Source organism: Terrabacter koreensis, assembly GCF_054783315.1.
Map to the genome: position 1 here is coordinate 1,852,538 of NZ_BAAGQU010000004.1, position 15,649 is coordinate 1,868,186.

16 protein-coding genes are annotated in these 15,649 nt (G+C 71.7%); 15 read left to right on the plus strand and 1 reads right to left on the minus strand.

What is annotated here, in order from left to right:
• The first annotated feature begins 334 nt into the window (after positions 1–334).
• From ACYVNR_RS11395 to ACYVNR_RS11425, 7 genes are all read left to right on the plus strand, one after another.
• Positions 335–889 (plus strand): HIT family protein, encoded by a 555-nt coding sequence (locus ACYVNR_RS11395; RefSeq protein ID WP_045187918.1) that lies wholly within the window; start codon positions 335–337, stop codon positions 887–889.
• Positions 890–915: 26 nt separating this feature from the next.
• A complete protein-coding gene (pgsA, locus tag ACYVNR_RS11400) occupies positions 916–1,539 on the plus strand; it encodes a phosphatidylinositol phosphate synthase (protein WP_461048170.1) in 624 nt (207 codons plus the stop codon).
• Positions 1,536–2,534: a phosphatidylinositol mannoside acyltransferase gene (locus ACYVNR_RS11405; RefSeq protein WP_461048171.1), complete on the plus strand. Its 999-nt coding sequence runs from the start codon at positions 1,536–1,538 to the stop codon at positions 2,532–2,534. Before pgsA ends, ACYVNR_RS11405 begins: the two co-directional genes overlap by 4 nt.
• The gene (locus tag ACYVNR_RS11410; protein WP_461048172.1) at positions 2,531–3,700 is read left to right on the plus strand and encodes a glycosyltransferase family 4 protein; all 1,170 of its coding nucleotides are present in this window, start codon (positions 2,531–2,533) and stop codon (positions 3,698–3,700) included. Before ACYVNR_RS11405 ends, ACYVNR_RS11410 begins: the two co-directional genes overlap by 4 nt.
• The gene (locus ACYVNR_RS11415) at positions 3,697–4,248 is read left to right on the plus strand and encodes a LemA family protein (RefSeq protein WP_045187924.1); all 552 of its coding nucleotides are present in this window, start codon (positions 3,697–3,699) and stop codon (positions 4,246–4,248) included. The genes ACYVNR_RS11410 and ACYVNR_RS11415 overlap by 4 nt, the downstream gene beginning before the upstream one ends.
• Positions 4,249–4,387: 139 nt before the next feature.
• Entirely contained in the window at positions 4,388–5,323 is a 936-nt protein-coding gene (gene pdxS / locus ACYVNR_RS11420) for a pyridoxal 5'-phosphate synthase lyase subunit PdxS (protein ID WP_045188224.1), read from the plus strand.
• Between the two features lie 206 nt (positions 5,324–5,529).
• Positions 5,530–6,549: a DUF4037 domain-containing protein gene (locus tag ACYVNR_RS11425; RefSeq protein ID WP_461048174.1), complete on the plus strand. Its 1,020-nt coding sequence runs from the start codon at positions 5,530–5,532 to the stop codon at positions 6,547–6,549.
• Here the strand turns inward: ACYVNR_RS11425 and kynU are convergent.
• Positions 6,542–7,795 carry a kynureninase gene (kynU, locus tag ACYVNR_RS11430; protein WP_461048175.1) on the minus strand — a complete coding sequence of 418 codons (1,254 nt, stop codon included), beginning with the start codon at positions 7,793–7,795 and terminating at the stop codon, positions 6,542–6,544. The two genes, ACYVNR_RS11425 and kynU, sit on opposite strands and share 8 nt — an antisense overlap.
• A 253-nt stretch (positions 7,796–8,048) precedes the next feature.
• On the opposite strand from kynU, the gene pdxT reads away from it, so the two are divergent.
• The 8 genes from pdxT to secF all read left to right on the plus strand — a co-directional run bounded on the left by pdxT (position 8,049) and on the right by secF (position 15,642).
• Positions 8,049–8,702: a pyridoxal 5'-phosphate synthase glutaminase subunit PdxT gene (pdxT, locus tag ACYVNR_RS11435; RefSeq protein ID WP_045188225.1), complete on the plus strand. Its 654-nt coding sequence runs from the start codon at positions 8,049–8,051 to the stop codon at positions 8,700–8,702.
• Positions 8,699–9,457: a YebC/PmpR family DNA-binding transcriptional regulator gene (locus ACYVNR_RS11440; RefSeq protein ID WP_045187931.1), complete on the plus strand. Its 759-nt coding sequence runs from the start codon at positions 8,699–8,701 to the stop codon at positions 9,455–9,457. Before pdxT ends, ACYVNR_RS11440 begins: the two co-directional genes overlap by 4 nt.
• A gap of 141 nt (positions 9,458–9,598) precedes the next feature.
• Positions 9,599–10,264 (plus strand): crossover junction endodeoxyribonuclease RuvC, encoded by a 666-nt coding sequence (gene ruvC / locus ACYVNR_RS11445; RefSeq protein WP_461048176.1) that lies wholly within the window; start codon positions 9,599–9,601, stop codon positions 10,262–10,264.
• Positions 10,261–10,863, plus strand: a complete 603-nt coding sequence (gene ruvA, locus ACYVNR_RS11450) for a Holliday junction branch migration protein RuvA (protein WP_458801919.1) — start codon at positions 10,261–10,263, stop codon at positions 10,861–10,863. The genes ruvC and ruvA overlap by 4 nt, the downstream gene beginning before the upstream one ends.
• The gene (gene ruvB, locus ACYVNR_RS11455) at positions 10,860–11,987 is read left to right on the plus strand and encodes a Holliday junction branch migration DNA helicase RuvB (RefSeq protein ID WP_461048177.1); all 1,128 of its coding nucleotides are present in this window, start codon (positions 10,860–10,862) and stop codon (positions 11,985–11,987) included. Before ruvA ends, ruvB begins: the two co-directional genes overlap by 4 nt.
• A 229-nt stretch (positions 11,988–12,216) precedes the next feature.
• Positions 12,217–12,576, plus strand: a complete 360-nt coding sequence (gene yajC / locus ACYVNR_RS11460) for a preprotein translocase subunit YajC (protein ID WP_045187940.1) — start codon at positions 12,217–12,219, stop codon at positions 12,574–12,576.
• A 7-nt stretch (positions 12,577–12,583) separates the two neighbouring features.
• Complete coding sequence (secD, locus tag ACYVNR_RS11465) at positions 12,584–14,485, plus strand: protein translocase subunit SecD (protein ID WP_461048178.1); 1,902 nt, start codon at positions 12,584–12,586, stop codon at positions 14,483–14,485.
• On the plus strand, positions 14,482–15,642 hold the full coding sequence (gene secF / locus ACYVNR_RS11470; RefSeq protein ID WP_461048179.1) for a protein translocase subunit SecF: 1,161 nt from the start codon (positions 14,482–14,484) through the stop codon (positions 15,640–15,642). The genes secD and secF overlap by 4 nt, the downstream gene beginning before the upstream one ends.
• The last annotated feature ends 7 nt before the right edge of the window (positions 15,643–15,649 follow it).

Sequence of the window (15,649 nt, forward strand, 5' to 3'; positions counted from 1 at the left end):
AACCCTTGTCAGCAGCGGGATCGTGGTCTAGAAAGGAGTTACCAATCCGCTTCGGCGGAAAGGTTTCTGACTCACTTCGGTGAGACAGAATCGAAGGCCCGGGAACTCATACTTCCCGGGCCTTCACCTCTCTCACGGCGCCACCGGCAGCGATCCGGCGCGCCCACGGCACTCGGCCCCGCGGATCTCACACCCGCGGGGCTGATCTGCGTCCCGACGCGTGTCGATTTTCGGCTGGAGCCCCTGACGCGGTTCAATGGGTGTCGGCCCTGCGGTGTGTGAGACCGCGGGGCCGCTCACGTTCCCGGACGCCACCGCCCTAGGATCGAGGACCATGACGGAGCAGGGGAGCGCGCCCGAGGCGGCCGAGGACTTCGCCCACGTCGAGGACGGCTTCCAGCGCCTCTGGACGCCGCACCGGATGGCCTACATCCTCGGCGACAAGCCGACCGAGGCGGCCGGCCACGGCTGCCCCTTCTGCTCCGCGCCGCAGAAGCCCGACGCGGAGGGGCTGATCGTCCACCGCGGCGAGCACTGCTACGTCGTGATGAACCTCTTCCCGTACAACCCCGGGCACGTGCTCGTCTGCCCGTACCGCCACGTGTCGCTCTACGTGGACCTGACCGACGAGGAGACGACGGAGTTCACCGCCCTGACGAAGCGGGCCATCCGCGCGCTCCAGGGCGCCTCCGAGCCGCACGGCTTCAACCTCGGCATGAACCAGGGCGCCGTCGCCGGCGCCGGGGTCGCGGCGCACCTGCACCAGCACGTCGTGCCCCGCTGGAGCGGCGACTCGAACTTCCTGCCGATCGTCGGGCAGACCAAGGCCCTGCCCGTTCTGCTCGAGGACACCCGGTCTCGCCTCGTCGCCGCGTGGCCCGCCGGCTGAGCCCCGGTCGTTACGCTGTCACCACCATGCTCAACAGACTCCTGCGCGCGTCGATGACCCGGATCCTCGCACCGATCGCCCACCTGTTCCTCCGCCTCGGCATCAGCCCCGACGTCGTCACGATCGTCGGAACGGTCGGAGTCTGCGTGGGAGCGCTCGCCTTCTTCCCGCGCGGCGACATCTGGATCGGCGTGCTCGTCATCACGGCGTTCGTCTTCTCCGACAACGTCGACGGCATCATGGCGCGCGAGTCCGGGCGCTCCAGCAAGTGGGGCGCCTACCTCGACTCGACGCTGGACCGCATCGGCGACAGCGCGATCTTCGGCGGCCTCGTGCTCTACTACGCCGGCCCCGGGGACAACTTCTGGATGGCCGGGCTCGCGCTCGCGTGCCTCATCCTCGGCAGCGTCGTGTCCTACGCGAAGGCGCGTGCCGAGGGACTCGGCTACACGGCCGACGTGGGCATCGCCGAGCGCGCCGACCGGCTCGTGGCCGTCCTCGTCGCGGCGTTCTTCGCCGACGTGCTGAACTCGACGCTGCTGCTCGGTGTCGTCCTCGGCCTCCTCGCCGTCGCCAGCTTCGTCACGGTGCTCCAGCGCATGGTCACCGTGCGCCGTCAGGCCCTCGCCTCGGGCGAGGTCAGCACGTGACCTCCGTCGTGCGCCGGGCCACCGACACGGTCAGCGTCCTCGGCTTCAAACTCGGCTGGTCGGCCGTACGCGCCCTCCCCGAGTGGGCGGCATACGCCCTCTTCGACCGCGTGGCCGACCTCGCCGTCCGACGGGGTGGCAAGGGGATCGAGCGGCTGCGCTCGAACTACCGCCGCGTCCGCCCCGAGCTGGGGGAGCGTGAGCTCGACCAGCTCGTGGCTGCCGGGATGCGCTCCTACATGCGCTACTACTGCGAGGCCTTCCGCCTGCCGTCGCTGAGGCGCGAGCAGATCGACCGCGCCGTCGTCGTCCGGCGCTCCGAGGAGGTCGCCGAGCTCTCCGCGCGCGGCGAGGCCGCCGTCGTGTTCGTCGGTCACCTCGGCAACTTCGACCTCGCGGCAGCCTGGTCGGCGGGCAACCTCATGCCGGTGACGACAGTGGCCGAGCGGCTGAAGCCCGAGGAGGTCTACCAGGAGTTCGTCGCCTTCCGGCGGTCGATCGACATGGACATCATCCCGCTCACCGGCGGCGACGACCCCTTCCAGGGGCTGCTCACGGCCGCACGCGGCGGCGGCCGCCTCATCGCCCTCGCCTCCGACCGCGACCTCACCAACGGCGGCGTCGAGGTCGACCTGCTCGGCCACCGGGCCCGCATGGCCAAGGGGCCGGCGGTGCTCTCGCTCATGACCGGCGCCCCGCTCTACGCCGCCCGCATCTGGTACGAGCCGGCCCCCCGCGGCGAGGGCCTCGGCGGCCACCGCACCGTCATCGAGTTCAGCGACCGCCTCGTGCCTCGGGTCGAGGGGCCGACGGCGGCCCGGGCGGCCGACCTCATCCAGCAGTGCGCCGACCACCTCGCCCTGACGATCCGCGAGCACACGTCGAGCTGGCACATGCTGCAGCGGGTCTTCGTCGACGACCTCGACAGCCGTGCAGCCCCCGAGGACCCCGTGAACGCCTCCCAGCCGGCCGAGCCCACGAAGGCCACGCCATGAGGATCGGCATCGTCTGCCCGTACTCCTTCGATGTGCCGGGAGGGGTGCAGTTCCACGTGCGCGACCTCGCCGAGCACCTCATCGGCCAGGGCCACGAGGTCTCCGTGCTCGCCCCGGCCGACAGCGACACCGAGCTGCCCGACTACGTCACGTCCGCCGGCCGGGCCACGGCGGTGCGCTACAACGGCTCGGTCGCCCGCCTCAACTTCGGGCCCGTCACGGCCTCGAAGGTCGGGCGCTGGATCGACCAGGGCGAGTTCGACGTGCTCCACCTGCACGAGCCCGTGACGCCCAGCGTCAGCGTGCTGGCCCTGATGGCCGCCGACGGCCCGATCGTCGCGACCTTCCACACCTCGATGCTGCGGTCGCGGACGATGCAGACGGCCTACCCGATCATCAGGCCGAGCCTGGAGAAGATCGCGGGACGCATCGCCGTCAGCGAGGACGCGCGCCGCACCGTGACGACGCACGTGGGCGGCGACGCCGTCGTCATCCCCAACGGGGTGTACGTCGACCGGTTCGCCTCCGCGCCGCGGCGCTCGGAGTGGATCGGCACCCCGGCGGCGCCGACCATCGCCTTCCTCGGCCGGATGGGGGAGCCGCGCAAGGGTCTGCCGGTGCTCGCGGCCGCGTTGCCCGAGGTGCTCCGAGCCGTCCCCGGACTGCGGGTGCTCGTCGCCGGTCCCGGCGACCCCGAGGAGGTCACCGAGGGCTGGCCGCCCGATGTCGTCGCCGCGTGCGACTTCCTCGGCGCGGTCTCCGACGACGACAAGGCCTCGCTGCTCGCGTCCGTCGACGTCTACGTCGCGCCGAACACTGGAGGAGAGAGCTTCGGGATCATCCTCATCGAGGCCATGAGCGCAGGGGCGTGCGTGCTGGCGAGCGACCTCGCGGCCTTCTCCAGGGTGCTCGACGGCGGCACCGCGGGTGCGATGTTCGCCAACGAGCAGCCGGATGACCTGGCCCGCACGCTCGTCGACCTGCTGCGCAGCCCAGAGCGGCGCGCGACCCTGGCCGAGGCCGGCCAGCAACGCGCCCGCATCTTCGACTGGTCGGTCGTGGCCGACAAGATCCTCGCCGTCTACGAGACCGTCATCGAGGGGCGCGCGGCGGCCACCCATCCGCAGGGTCGCTGGAACCGCTTCCTGCGCGGGGGTGCCCGGTGAGCGAGGTCCTCTCGTGGGTCTTCGCGGTCCTCTTCGTCCTCGTCGTCATCGCGTGGTACCTGACGTACACGGCGGCGCGGCTCGACCGGCTGCACGTGCGCCTGAGCGGCACCCTCGCGGCCCTCGACGCACGGCTCGTGCGCCGGGCCGAGGCCGCGGTCGAGCTCGCGAACAGCGGCCTGCTCGACGGGGCCACGTCCCTCATCCTCGCCAACGCCGCGGCCGGCTCGCTCGAGGCACCGGCCGAGCACGGGAACGCCCGCGAGCTCGCCGAGAACGACCTCACCGAGGCGCTCGACCTCGCCCTGACGCCCGAGGCCGTCGCCGACCTGAGGTCGACCGCCCTCGGCACCGACGTGCTGGCCCGGCTCAGCTCGGCTTGCACCCGCGTGCAGCTCGCGCGCCGCTTCCACAACGACGCTGTCACCGACGTGCGCCGGGTCCGGCGCAAGTGGACGATCCGGGCGTTCCACCTGGCCGGCTACACACCCCTGCCGCACACCGTCGAGTTCAACGACGAGGCCCCGGAGCACCTCGCCGTCGCCTGACCCCGTCGGCGACGGAGCGACCTGCGTCACAGTGCCGACGGCCGTGGCGCAGCCGCGGGTGGACCGTGTCGTCGGGCGTGCCCGCGTGGGCCTACCCTGTGTGCATCCCCAGCCCAAGATCACGGGAAAGCAGGACATCGTGAGCACCACCCCGACCACGGGCAGCACGCCCGCGGCTGACCAGCAGTCCACGAGCTCGAAGGGCACGACGCGCGTCAAGCGCGGCATGGCCGAGATGCTCAAGGGCGGCGTCATCATGGACGTCGTCACGCCCGAGCAGGCGAAGATCGCCGAGGACGCCGGCGCCGTCGCCGTCATGGCCCTCGAGCGCGTCCCCGCCGACATCCGCGCCCAGGGCGGCGTGTCGCGCATGAGCGACCCCGACATGATCGACGGCATCATCGAGGCCGTCTCGATCCCCGTCATGGCCAAGGCCCGCATCGGCCACTTCGTCGAGGCGCAGGTCCTCCAGAGCCTCGGCGTCGACTACATCGACGAGTCCGAGGTGCTCACCCCGGCCGACTACGCGAACCACATCGACAAGTGGCAGTTCACCGTGCCCTTCGTCTGTGGGGCGACGAACCTCGGTGAGGCCCTGCGCCGCATCACCGAGGGCGCGGCGATGATCCGCTCCAAGGGTGAGGCCGGCACCGGCGACGTCTCCAACGCGACGACGCACATGCGCCAGATCCGCCAGGAGATCCGCCGCCTGCAGAACCTCCCCGAGGACGAGCTCTACGTCGCGGCCAAGGAGCTGCAGGCCCCCTACGAGCTCGTCAAGGAGGTCGCCGAGGCCGGCAAGCTGCCCGTCGTGCTCTTCACCGCCGGCGGCATCGCCACTCCGGCCGACGCCGCGATGATGATGCAGCTCGGCGCCGAGGGCGTCTTCGTCGGCTCCGGCATCTTCAAGTCGGGCAACCCGGCCCAGCGCGCCGAGGCCATCGTCAAGGCGACGACCTTCCACGACGACCCCGACGTCATCGCCAAGGTCTCCCGCGGTCTCGGTGAGGCGATGGTCGGCATCAACGTCGACGAGATCGCCCAGCCGCACCGCCTCTCCGAGCGGGGCTGGTGACCCGGCGCCCTTCCCGCGCCCACCGCTGACGGATGCCGCCGTGCCCCACCGGGCGCGGCGGCACACGTCGTCCTGGACCCCGATCCTGACACCCCCGGGTCCCTCCGCAACACACCCGGCAACGGGCAACCGGTCCGTGCTGCAACCGGCCCGATCTGACCGCTTCCGGGTGTGTTGCGGGGGCAGTGGCTGACAGGATCGACACCGTGGACCTCACCGGTACCGAGCTGTCGCGCACGTACTTCGAGCAGGTCGTGGAGCCGCTCGTCCGCGGTCGGTGGCCCGGTCTGCCGTGCGCTTCAGCACGCCTCGGGAGTGGCTCCGACGTCCTCGGACTGGACGACGCGATGTCCCGCGACCACGACTGGGGGCTTCGCCTCAACCTGCTGGTCCCAGCAGGGTCCGTCGCCGAGATCGACGCCCACCTGGCCGAGGTCCTTCCCGCCACCTTCGCGGGGCACCCGGTGCGCTTCGCGACGACGTGGGACCCGGTCGTGCGGCACCGGGTCCAGGTGCAGACCGCCCGTGACCTCGCGGTCTCGCGCCTCGGCGTCGACCCCACCCGCGACCTCGACGTGAGCGACTGGCTGTCGCTCACGGGCCAGGCCGTCCTCGAGGTCACCGGCGGTGAGGTCTTCGCCGACGACGTGGGCGAGCTGGACGGCATACGTCGACGGCTCGCCTGGTATCCCGACGACGTGTGGCGCCACGTGGTCGCGACGGGCTGGGCCCGGCTCGCCCAGGAGCTGCCCTTCGTCGGGCGCGCGGGGGAGCGGGGAGACGACCTCGGCTCGCGGGTCGTGGCCGCACGGCTCGCGGGGGTCGCGATGCACCTCGGGCACCTGCTGGAGCGTCGGTGGCCGCCCTACGCCAAGTGGCTCGGCACGAGCTTCGCCCAGCTGCCGGTTGCGGGGACGGCGGCCGCGTCACTGCAGGCGGCTCTGTCCTCCGGCGGCTGGCGCGAGCGCGAGTCAGGGCTCGTCGACGCGCTCCGTCTGCTGGCCAGGGTGCAGGGCGGGGTCGGGCTGCCGTCCGTCGACGACCCGGTCGAGCCTTTCTGGGGCAGGCCCTACCGCGGGGTGCGCGCCGCCGTCGTGGACCTGCTCGAGGCGAGCATCACCGACCCGGTCGTGCGGGCACTGCCTCGCGGCGTCGGCTCCGTGGAGCAGTGGAGCGACAACGTCGACGTGCTCGTGCACGCGGCTCGCCGACGACCGCTCAGGTGACGGCGCCGCGCTCGGCGAACTCGGGACGCTCGTACTCGCGGCCCTCCAGCACCTCCTTCACGTGCACGGCGGCGCGGACGGCGTCGGCGTGGGTCACGTAGAGCGGCGCGAAGCCGAGCCGGATGATGTCGGGCTCGCGGAAGTCGCCGATGACGCCCCTGGCGATGAGCGCCTGCACCACGGCGAACGCCTGGGGGTGGCGCAGCGAGACCTGCGAGCCGCGCCGGGCCGGGTCGCGCGGGGTAGCCAGTGGCAGGTCGACTCCCAGCCCGTCGAGCGCGTCGATGAAGGTGCCGGTCACGGCGAGCGATGCGGCGCGCACGTCGGCGGGGGAGAGGCCGTCGTACGCCGTCAGCGCGGCCTCGAGGGCGAGCACCGACAGCAGGGGCGGCGTGCCGACTCGGGCGCGGGTGATGCCCGGGGCCGGCGCGTAGTCGGGTGCCATGTCGAAGGGGCGCGCGTGCCCGTTCCAGCCGGTGAGCGGCTGCTCGAAGGCGTCCTGGTGGCGCCGCGCGACGTAGATGAACGCCGGCGCACCCGGGCCGCCGTTGAGGTACTTGTAGCCGCAGCCGACGGCGAGGTCCGCACCGCCGGCGTCGAGGTCGACGTCGAGCACCCCGGCGGAGTGGCAGAGGTCCCAGCACGCCAGTGCCCCGACGGCGTGGGCCGCCTCGGTGACGGCGCGCAGGTCCCACAGCTCGCCGGTGCGGTAGTCGACGCTCGAGTACGACGCGAGCGCCAGCGCGTCACCGACCTCTGCGATGGCCGCCACGGCGTCGCGCGGGTTCACACGACGCACCTCGAGGCCCGCAAGGGCGGCGGCCGACTCGGTGATGTAGAGGTCGGTGGGAAAGGAGTCGGGGTCGGTGAGCACCACACGTCGGCCGGGGCGCAGCCGCGCGGCGCCGACGACCGCCTTGAAGAGGTTGACCGACGTCGAGTCCGTGACGACGACCTGGCCCCGCGCCGCACCGACGAGCCGGCCCACCGCGTCGCCGACGCGCGTCTGCGCACCCCACCAGTCGGACTCGTTCCACGACCGGATGAGCCGCTCGCCCCACTGCCGGTGCATGACGTCGTCGACGACGGCCGGCACGGCGCGGGGGAGGGCGCCCAGGGAGTTGCCGTCGAGGTAGATGACGCCGTCGGGCAGGTCGAAGAGGTCACGCGTCCCACGCAGCGGCGACTCGGCGTCGGCCTGCTCGGCGCGGGCGATCAGGGCGTCGTGGGTGTGCACGGTCGTCATGGCCGCAACGTAGCCGGTGGCGTCGTCGCGATGTCAGGGAGGACGGCACAGCCGTCTCGCATCCCAGACGGTTCGTCGCCCGCCGTCGTGCGGTGGCGGCGCCGGGCCGGCGCCGGGCGGCTCTACCGCCCGCCCTACGCTTGGTGCCGTGAGCACCCCGACCACCACGACCACCACGACGGGCGAGACCGGCGAGACGCACGAGACCGTCGCCGCCGCCCCCGCCGCCGCCGCCCCCGCGCCGGCCGAGCCCGTGCGCATCGGCGTCCTCGCCGTGCAGGGCGACGTGCGCGAGCACCTGGCCGCCCTCACCGCACTGGGCGCGGAGGCCGTGACCGTGCGCCGACCGTCAGAGGTCGAGCAGGTCGACGGGCTCGTCATCCCCGGCGGAGAGTCGACCGTGATGGACAAGCTCGTGCGCGCCTTCGAGCTGCGCGAACCGTTGCTGCGGCGCATCGCCGAGGGCATGCCCGCCTACGGTTCGTGCGCCGGCATGATCATGCTCGCCGACCGCATCGTCGACGCCCGGCCCGACCAGCAGACCCTGGGCGGCCTCGACGTCACGGTGCGCCGCAACGCCTTCGGACGCCAGGTGGACTCGTTCGAGCAGGACCTCGAGTACGCGTGGACCGACGACTCGAACGAGGGCACCGTGCACGCCGTCTTCATCCGCGCCCCGTGGGTCGAGGAGGCCGGACCCGACGTGCAGGTGCTCGCCCGCGTGAGCGAGGGCGCTGCCGCCGGTAGGATCGTCGCGGTCCGGCAGGGCAACCTGATGGCCACGTCGTTCCACCCCGAGGTGGGTGGCGACCGCCGGATCCACGCCGAGTTCGTCTCGATCGTCAGAGCGCACCGACTCCAGCAGTCCGGTGCCAGCCAGTCACCGGAACGCGAGGACACTGCATGAGCGGCCACTCCAAATGGGCCACCACGAAGCACCAGAAGGCTGCCAAGGACGCCAAGCGCGGCAAGCTCTTCGCCAAGCTCATCAAGAACATCGAGGTCGCGGCCCGTCAGGGCGGCGCTGACCCCGCCGGCAACCCCACGCTCTACGACGCCATCCAGAAGGCGAAGAAGACGTCGGTGCCCAACGACAACATCGACCGTGCCGTCAAGCGCGCGTCGGGTGCCGAGGCGGGCGCGGCCGACTGGCAGACGATCATGTACGAGGGCTACGCGCCCAACGGCGTCGCGGTGCTCATCGAGTGCCTCACCGACAACCGCAACCGGGCCGCTGCAGAGGTGCGCACCGCGCTGACCCGCAACGGCGGCCAGCTGGCCGACCCGGGCTCGGTGTCCTACGTCTTCAACCGCAAGGGCGTCGTGACGGTGCTCAAGGAGGCCGGCTCCGAGGACGACATCCTCGAGGTCGTGCTCGAGGCCGGTGCCGAGGAGGTCAACGACAACGGCGACACCTGGGAGATCATCTCCGAGGCCACCGACTTCGTCGCGGTGCGCAAGGCGATCCAGGACGCCGGCATCGACTACGAGTCGGCCGAGGCGTCGTTCGTGCCCAACCTGCAGGTGCCGCTCGACCTCGACGGCGCGAAGAAGATGATCCGCGTCATCGAGGCGCTCGAGGACAGCGACGACGTGCAGAACGTCTTCGCCAACGGCGACATCCCCGACGACGTGCTGGCCCAGCTCGACGAAGAGGAATGAGCCGGGCTCGACGATCGACCCAGGTGCGGAGGCACGCCGGTGACCGGCGTGCCTCCCGTCCTTTCGGGGGAGGGCGGTTAGCGTTGTCCCGAACACCTGTTCGGATCCCTGTCGCCCGTCCACTGACCCAGGAGGTATGCCGTGCGCGTCCTCGCGGTCGACCCAGGCCTCACCCGCTGTGGCGTGGGCGTCGTCGACGGGGTGCCGGGCCGGCGCCTCGCGCTCGTCGAGGTCGGCGTCATCCGCACGCCGTCGGCCGACCCCACCCCGAGGCGCCTCGTCGCCGTCGAGGACGAGATGCGGCTGTGGTTCGAGCGACACCGGCCCGAGGCGGTGGCCATCGAGCGGGTCTTCGCCGACACCAACGTCTCGACGGTCATGGGCACCGCCCAGGTGACGGGCATCGTCATGATGCTCGCCGAGCGGCGCGGCCTGCCGGTCACGCTCCACACGCCCACCGAGGTCAAGGCCGCAGTGAGCGGCAGCGGCCGTGCCGACAAGGCCCAGGTCACCACGATGGTGACACGGCTGCTCGGCCTCGCCACGCCGCCGAAACCCGCCGACGCGGCCGACGCCCTGGCGCTCGCGATCTGCCACGTCTGGCGCGGAGGCACCCAGAACCGCCTCGAGGAGGCCGCACTCGAGCAGGCCGCGCGCACCGGCACCCGGGGGAGCGGCATACCGCGTCGTGTCCCGGCGTCCGCGGCACCGGCCGAGCGGCGTCTCCGGTCCCTCGCCAGCCAGCCCACCCGGTCCGCCCGCGTCGCGCGGCCGACCCGAAACATCCCTGGAGCCCAGCCCCGATGATCGCCTCCCTCTCCGGCACCGTCCTCAAGGTCGGCCTCGACTCCGTCGTGGTCGGCGTCGGCGGCGTCGGCATGCTCGTGCACACGACGCCCGCCACAGCCACGTCGGTGCGGCTCGGGCAGCCCACCGAGCTGGCCACGAGCCTCGTCGTGCGCGAGGACTCGCTGACCCTCTACGGCTTCGCCACCGACGACGAGAAGCACGTCTTCGAGACGGTGCAGACCGTCTCGGGCGTCGGCCCGCGGCTGGCGTTGGCGGTCCTCGCCGTGCACACGCCCGACGCGGTGCGCGTCGCCCTCGGCACGGGTGACCTCGTGGCGCTGACCAAGGTGCCCGGCATCGGCAAGAAGGGCGCCGAGCGCATGGTGCTCGAGCTCAAGGACAAGCTCGGTGCCCTGCCAGGCACCGGTGGGTCGGCCGAGCCCGTCCACCTCGACACCGGCGAGGCATGGCGCGAGCAGGTGGGCGAGGCCCTCGTCGGGCTCGGCTGGACCGCCCGCCAGGCCGATGACGCGCTCGACAAGGTCGCGCCCCTGGCTGCCGACGGTGCGGGTGTCTCCGCGCTGCTGCGGGCCGCCCTGCAGGAGCTCGGCCGATGAGTGTCGACCGCTCGGTGGGTTACGACAAGGCCTCCGACGTGTGGCACGACGGCTACGACGCGACCGCGCGCATCGTCGACGCCGGCAGCGACACCGACGAGCGCCAGGTCGAGGCGGCGCTGCGGCCCAAGCGGCTCGACGACTTCCCCGGGCAGCCGCGCGTGCGCGAGCAGCTCGGCCTGGTCCTCAAGGCGGCCCGCCGCCGCGGCACCCCTCCCGACCACGTCCTCCTCTCCGGACCGCCCGGCCTCGGCAAGACGACACTCGCCATGATCGTGGCGAGCGAGCTCGAGCAGCCGATCCGCATCACGTCGGGTCCGGCGATCCAGCATGCCGGCGACCTCGCATCGGTGCTGTCGTCGCTCGCCGAGGGCGAGGTGCTCTTCCTCGACGAGATCCACCGCATGTCACGCTCCGCCGAGGAGATGCTCTACCTCGCGATGGAGGACTTCCGCGTCGACGTCATCATCGGCAAGGGGCCGGGCGCCACGGCCATTCCGCTCGAGCTGCCGCCGTTCACCGTCGTGGGCGCCACGACCCGAGCGGGTCTGCTGCCGGCGCCGCTGCGCGACCGGTTCGGCTTCACCGGCCACCTCGACTACTACACGGCCGCCGACCTCGTCACGATCCTGCACCGCTCGGCCCGCCTGCTCGGTCTCGACGCCGACGACGACGGCATCCGCGAGATCTCGCTTCGCTCGCGCGGCACCCCGCGTATCGCCAACCGCCTCCTGCGGCGCGTGCGTGACTGGGCACAGGTGCACGGCGACGGTCGGGTCACCCACTCCGCCGCCCGCCAGGCCCTCGCGCTCTTCGACGTCGACGAGCGCGGGCTCGACCGCCTCGACCGGGCGGTCCTCGAGGCGCTCTGCCGGCGATTCAACGGCGGCCCGGTCGGCCTGTCCACGCTCGCGGTGGCCGTGGGGGAGGAGCCCGACACCGTGGAGACGGTCGCTGAGCCCTACCTCGTGCGCGAGGGCTTCATGGTGCGTACGCCCCGCGGCCGCGCTGCCTCGACGCTCGCCTGGGAGCACCTCGGCCTCAAGCCTCCGATCGACGCGCAGTCGCTGTGGTCTGCGACCCTCCCCATCGAGGAGTCCGGCGGGGGCCGCTTCGACTCGTGACGGGTCGCGCTCGCCGCGTGCCGAGCGCGATCAAAACGTGACACAGGCTTGCGTCGCGAGGCCCTGAGTCGGTCTGACAAACTGCACCGGCGCACGTAGACTCCTGCGGGCACCATCGCCGCTGCCGCGGCACCATCCGGTGCTCCCGGTCGTTGACGCGAGACCCGACCCGAACCGAAGGGTCGAACCGTGCGCCACCACCGACGAAGACACGAAGGACTGAGCTGACATGAACAACAACGGGGCCTTCTCGTTGCTGATTTTCGCGCTGCCCCTGCTGCTGCTGGGCTGGCTGTTCTTTACCCAGAACAAGCGGATGAAGCAGATGCGCGAGTTCAGCTCGTCGCTCAACGTCGGCGACCACGTCGTCACCTCCTCGGGTGTCTACGGCACGATCAAGCACCTCGACGACACCACCGCGTGGCTCGAGATCGCCGAGGGCACCACGGTCCGGTTCGACCGCCGCGCCGTCGCGATGAAGCAGGCCGATGGGGTCTCGGCAGCGCCGACCACGGCCGACAACCCGACCACGCACGGCAACGACTCGGTGCCGGACGACGCTCCGGGTCCGCAGCAGAACGGTCAGTGAGGCTTTCGTGGCACGCAGCTCCACCAAGAAGTCGGCGAGACGCAGCCTCCTGGCGCTGATCGTCGTCATCCTCGGCCTCGGCGGACTCGTCGGCGGCCTCACCGTCTGGGGTGGCGGCTCGACGACCCCGCGTCTGGGTCTCGACCTCGAGGGCGGCACGGAGCTCGTGCTCCAGCCCGTCCTCGTCGGCACGGAGAAGATCAACGAGGGCCAGGTCAACCGCGCCGTCGACATCATCCGCCAGCGCATCGACGCCAACGGCGTGTCCGAGGCCGAGATCGCCACCCAGGGCGGCCAGAACATCGTCGTCTCGATCCCGGGCTCCCCGTCGCCCGAGCAGCTCGACGCCATCCGCAAGCCGTCCCAGCTGCGATTCCGCGCCGTGTACGTCCAGGCCCTCGACACCAACGCCACCCAGGTCAACCCGGGTGGCGGCGCAACCGGCACGCCGACGCCCTCCGGCACGGCCACCACGCCGGCGTCGGGCAAGCCGTCGGCCACCGGCACCGCGACCCCGTCGACCTCCGTGACCGCCCAGAACGGCGTCGTGCCCGACGCGCTGCGTGCCGCCACGACGCCGGCCACCCCCACTGGCACGGCCACCGCGAAGCCCACCACGCCGGCGCCTGCCGCGACGACGGCCCCGGCCGCGCCCACGCAGGCGCAGACCGAGGCCGCTGTGAAGGCACAGGCCGTCAAGGGCCTCACCGGCATCGGCTGGCCCCAGGCGAAGGCCGACGAGGCCGCCACCAAGGTCGCCAAGCAGTACTCGGCGCTCAACTGCTCCACGCCGGGCGCCGTCGACAAGATCGTCGACGACCCCGACCAGCCGATCGCGACCTGCGGCGACGACCGCACCACGAAGTACGTCCTCGGCCCGAGCGAGATCAACGGCAGCGAGATCGCCGACGCGAGCAGCGGCTACCAGCCCGGCCCGAACGGCCAGCCCACCTCCATCGTCGAGGTCGCCCTGTCGTTCAAGGACAGCGGCAAGGCCAAGTTCGCCGCCGTGACGAAGCGTCTCTACGGCCTGCAGTCCGAGCCGCCGCTCGACCAGTTCGCCGTCGTGCTCGACAAGAGCGTCATCACCGCGCCGCAGGCCCGCGCCGTCATCTCCGACGGTCGTGCCTCGATCACCGGCTCGTTCACCATCGACTCGGCCAAGCAGCTCGCCGAGCAGCTCAAGTTCGGCGCCCTGCCCATCTCGTTCGCGCTGCAGACGCAGGACAACATCACCCCCCAGCTCGGTGAGGAGCAGCTGCGCATCGGTCTTCTCGCCGGTTTCGTGGGTCTGCTGCTCGTCGTCGTCTACTCGCTGTTCCAGTACCGCGCCCTCGGGTTCGTCACCGTCGCCTCGCTCGCCGTGGCGTCGATCATCACCTACCTCGCGGTCACGGTGCTGGGCACGACGCACGGATTCCGCCTGACGATGGCCGGCGTCACCGGCCTCATCGTCGCGATCGGCGTCACGGCCGACAGCTTCATCGTCTACTTCGAGCGCATCCGCGACGAGGTGCGCGACGGGCGCCCGCTCGTCGCCGCCGTCGAGACTGGCTGGAAGCGCGCCCGGCGCACGATCATCGCGGCCGACGCCGTGAACTTCATCGCGGCCGGCGTGCTCTACTTCCTCGCCTCGAGCAACGTGCGCGGCTTCGCCTTCACCCTCGGCCTGACGACGCTCATCGACCTCGCGGTCGTCATGCTCTTCACCCACCCGACGGTGCAGCTGCTCGCCCGCACGAAGTTCTTCGGCGGGGGCCACAAGTGGTCGGGTCTCGACCCGCAGCGCCTCGGCGCCAAGGAGACTCTCCGTTACCGCGGCCGCGGTCAGTTCGGGTCGGCCGGCGCCCAGCGCCCGCCCGCCACCGTCGGCTCGGCCCGCGTCGCCGAGGGGAAGGCCCAGGCATGATCAACTTCGCTCAGGTCGGCAACGACCTCTACACCGGCAAGCGCTCGATCGAGTTCATCAAGCGCCAGAAGACCTGGTACGCGGTCTCGGCCGTGCTCATCGCCCTCGCCCTCGTCGGCATCTTCGTCAAGCACCTCAACTTCGGCATCGAGTTCAGCGGTGGCTCCGAGTTCCGCGTGCAGGGCGTGACGAACAGCCAGGACTACGAGCAGAAGGCCCAGGACGCGATCGGCAACGCCGGCATCCAGGGCAACGTCGTCTCGACGGTCATCGGCCAGAACACGGTCCGCGTCCAGTCCGAGGCCGCCTCCGAGCGCACCGACGAGGCGTCGGCCGCGCTGGCCAAGGAGTTCGGGGTGCCCACGAGCTCGGTGAGCGCCTCGCTCATCGGTCCCAGCTGGGGGCAGTCGGTGAGCCAACAGGCGATCCAGGGCCTCATCGTCTTCCTCATCCTCGTGACCATCGTCATGGCGCTGTACTTCCGCACGTGGAAGATGGCCGTCGCAGGTCTGGTGGCGCTGCTGCACGACCTCGTCATCACGGTGGGCATCTACGCTCTGTTCGGGTTCGAGATCACGCCGTCGTCGATGATCGGCTTCCTGACGATCCTCGGCTACTCGCTCTACGACACCGTCGTCGTCTTCGACAAGGTGCGCGAGAACACCGCCGAGGCGTTCCGCACCAAGCGGATGACCTACTCGGCGGCCGCCAACCTCGCCGTCAACCAGACGCTGGTCCGTTCGATCAACACGACGGTCGTCGCGCTGCTGCCGATCGCCGCGGTCCTCGTCGTCGGCTTCACGCTCCTCGGGCCCGGCACGCTGCTCGACCTCTCGCTCGCGCTCTTCATCGGTATCGGCGTCGGGGCCTACTCCTCGATCTTCATCGCCACGCCGCTGCTCGTCGACCTGCGACGCAACGAGCCGGCCATCCGCCAGCTCGACAAGTACGCCGCCCGGCACGGCTCCAGGACCGAGGCTGTCGACGCGGTCGACGTCGCGGACGCCACGGGCGAGCCCGTCTCCGTCGTCTCCGACTCCACCGGGGCTGCGGCGCCGACCGGTCTGCCCGAGGGCGCTCCGCGGCCCGTGCACAAGTACGCCCAGGCCGCGGGCCCGCGCAACCAGCCCAAGCGCGCCCCCAAGTCCCGCCGCTGACACGGGT

Excerpts from the sequence above, each read along its gene's own strand:
- ACYVNR_RS11395 (WP_045187918.1), top strand. The coding sequence starts at position 335 with ATGACGGAGCAGGGGAGCGCGCCCGAGGCGGCCGAGGACTTCGCCCAC.
- pgsA (WP_461048170.1), top strand. The coding sequence starts at position 916 with ATGCTCAACAGACTCCTGCGCGCGTCGATGACCCGGATCCTCGCACCG.
- ACYVNR_RS11410 (WP_461048172.1), top strand. The coding sequence starts at position 2,531 with ATGAGGATCGGCATCGTCTGCCCGTACTCCTTCGATGTGCCGGGAGGG.
- kynU (WP_461048175.1), bottom strand. The coding sequence starts at position 7,795 with ATGACGACCGTGCACACCCACGACGCCCTGATCGCCCGCGCCGAGCAG.
- ACYVNR_RS11440 (WP_045187931.1), top strand. The coding sequence starts at position 8,699 with ATGAGCGGCCACTCCAAATGGGCCACCACGAAGCACCAGAAGGCTGCC.
- ruvA (WP_458801919.1), top strand. The coding sequence starts at position 10,261 with ATGATCGCCTCCCTCTCCGGCACCGTCCTCAAGGTCGGCCTCGACTCC.
- ruvB (WP_461048177.1), top strand. The coding sequence starts at position 10,860 with ATGAGTGTCGACCGCTCGGTGGGTTACGACAAGGCCTCCGACGTGTGG.
- yajC (WP_045187940.1), top strand. The coding sequence starts at position 12,217 with ATGAACAACAACGGGGCCTTCTCGTTGCTGATTTTCGCGCTGCCCCTG.
- secF (WP_461048179.1), top strand. The coding sequence starts at position 14,482 with ATGATCAACTTCGCTCAGGTCGGCAACGACCTCTACACCGGCAAGCGC.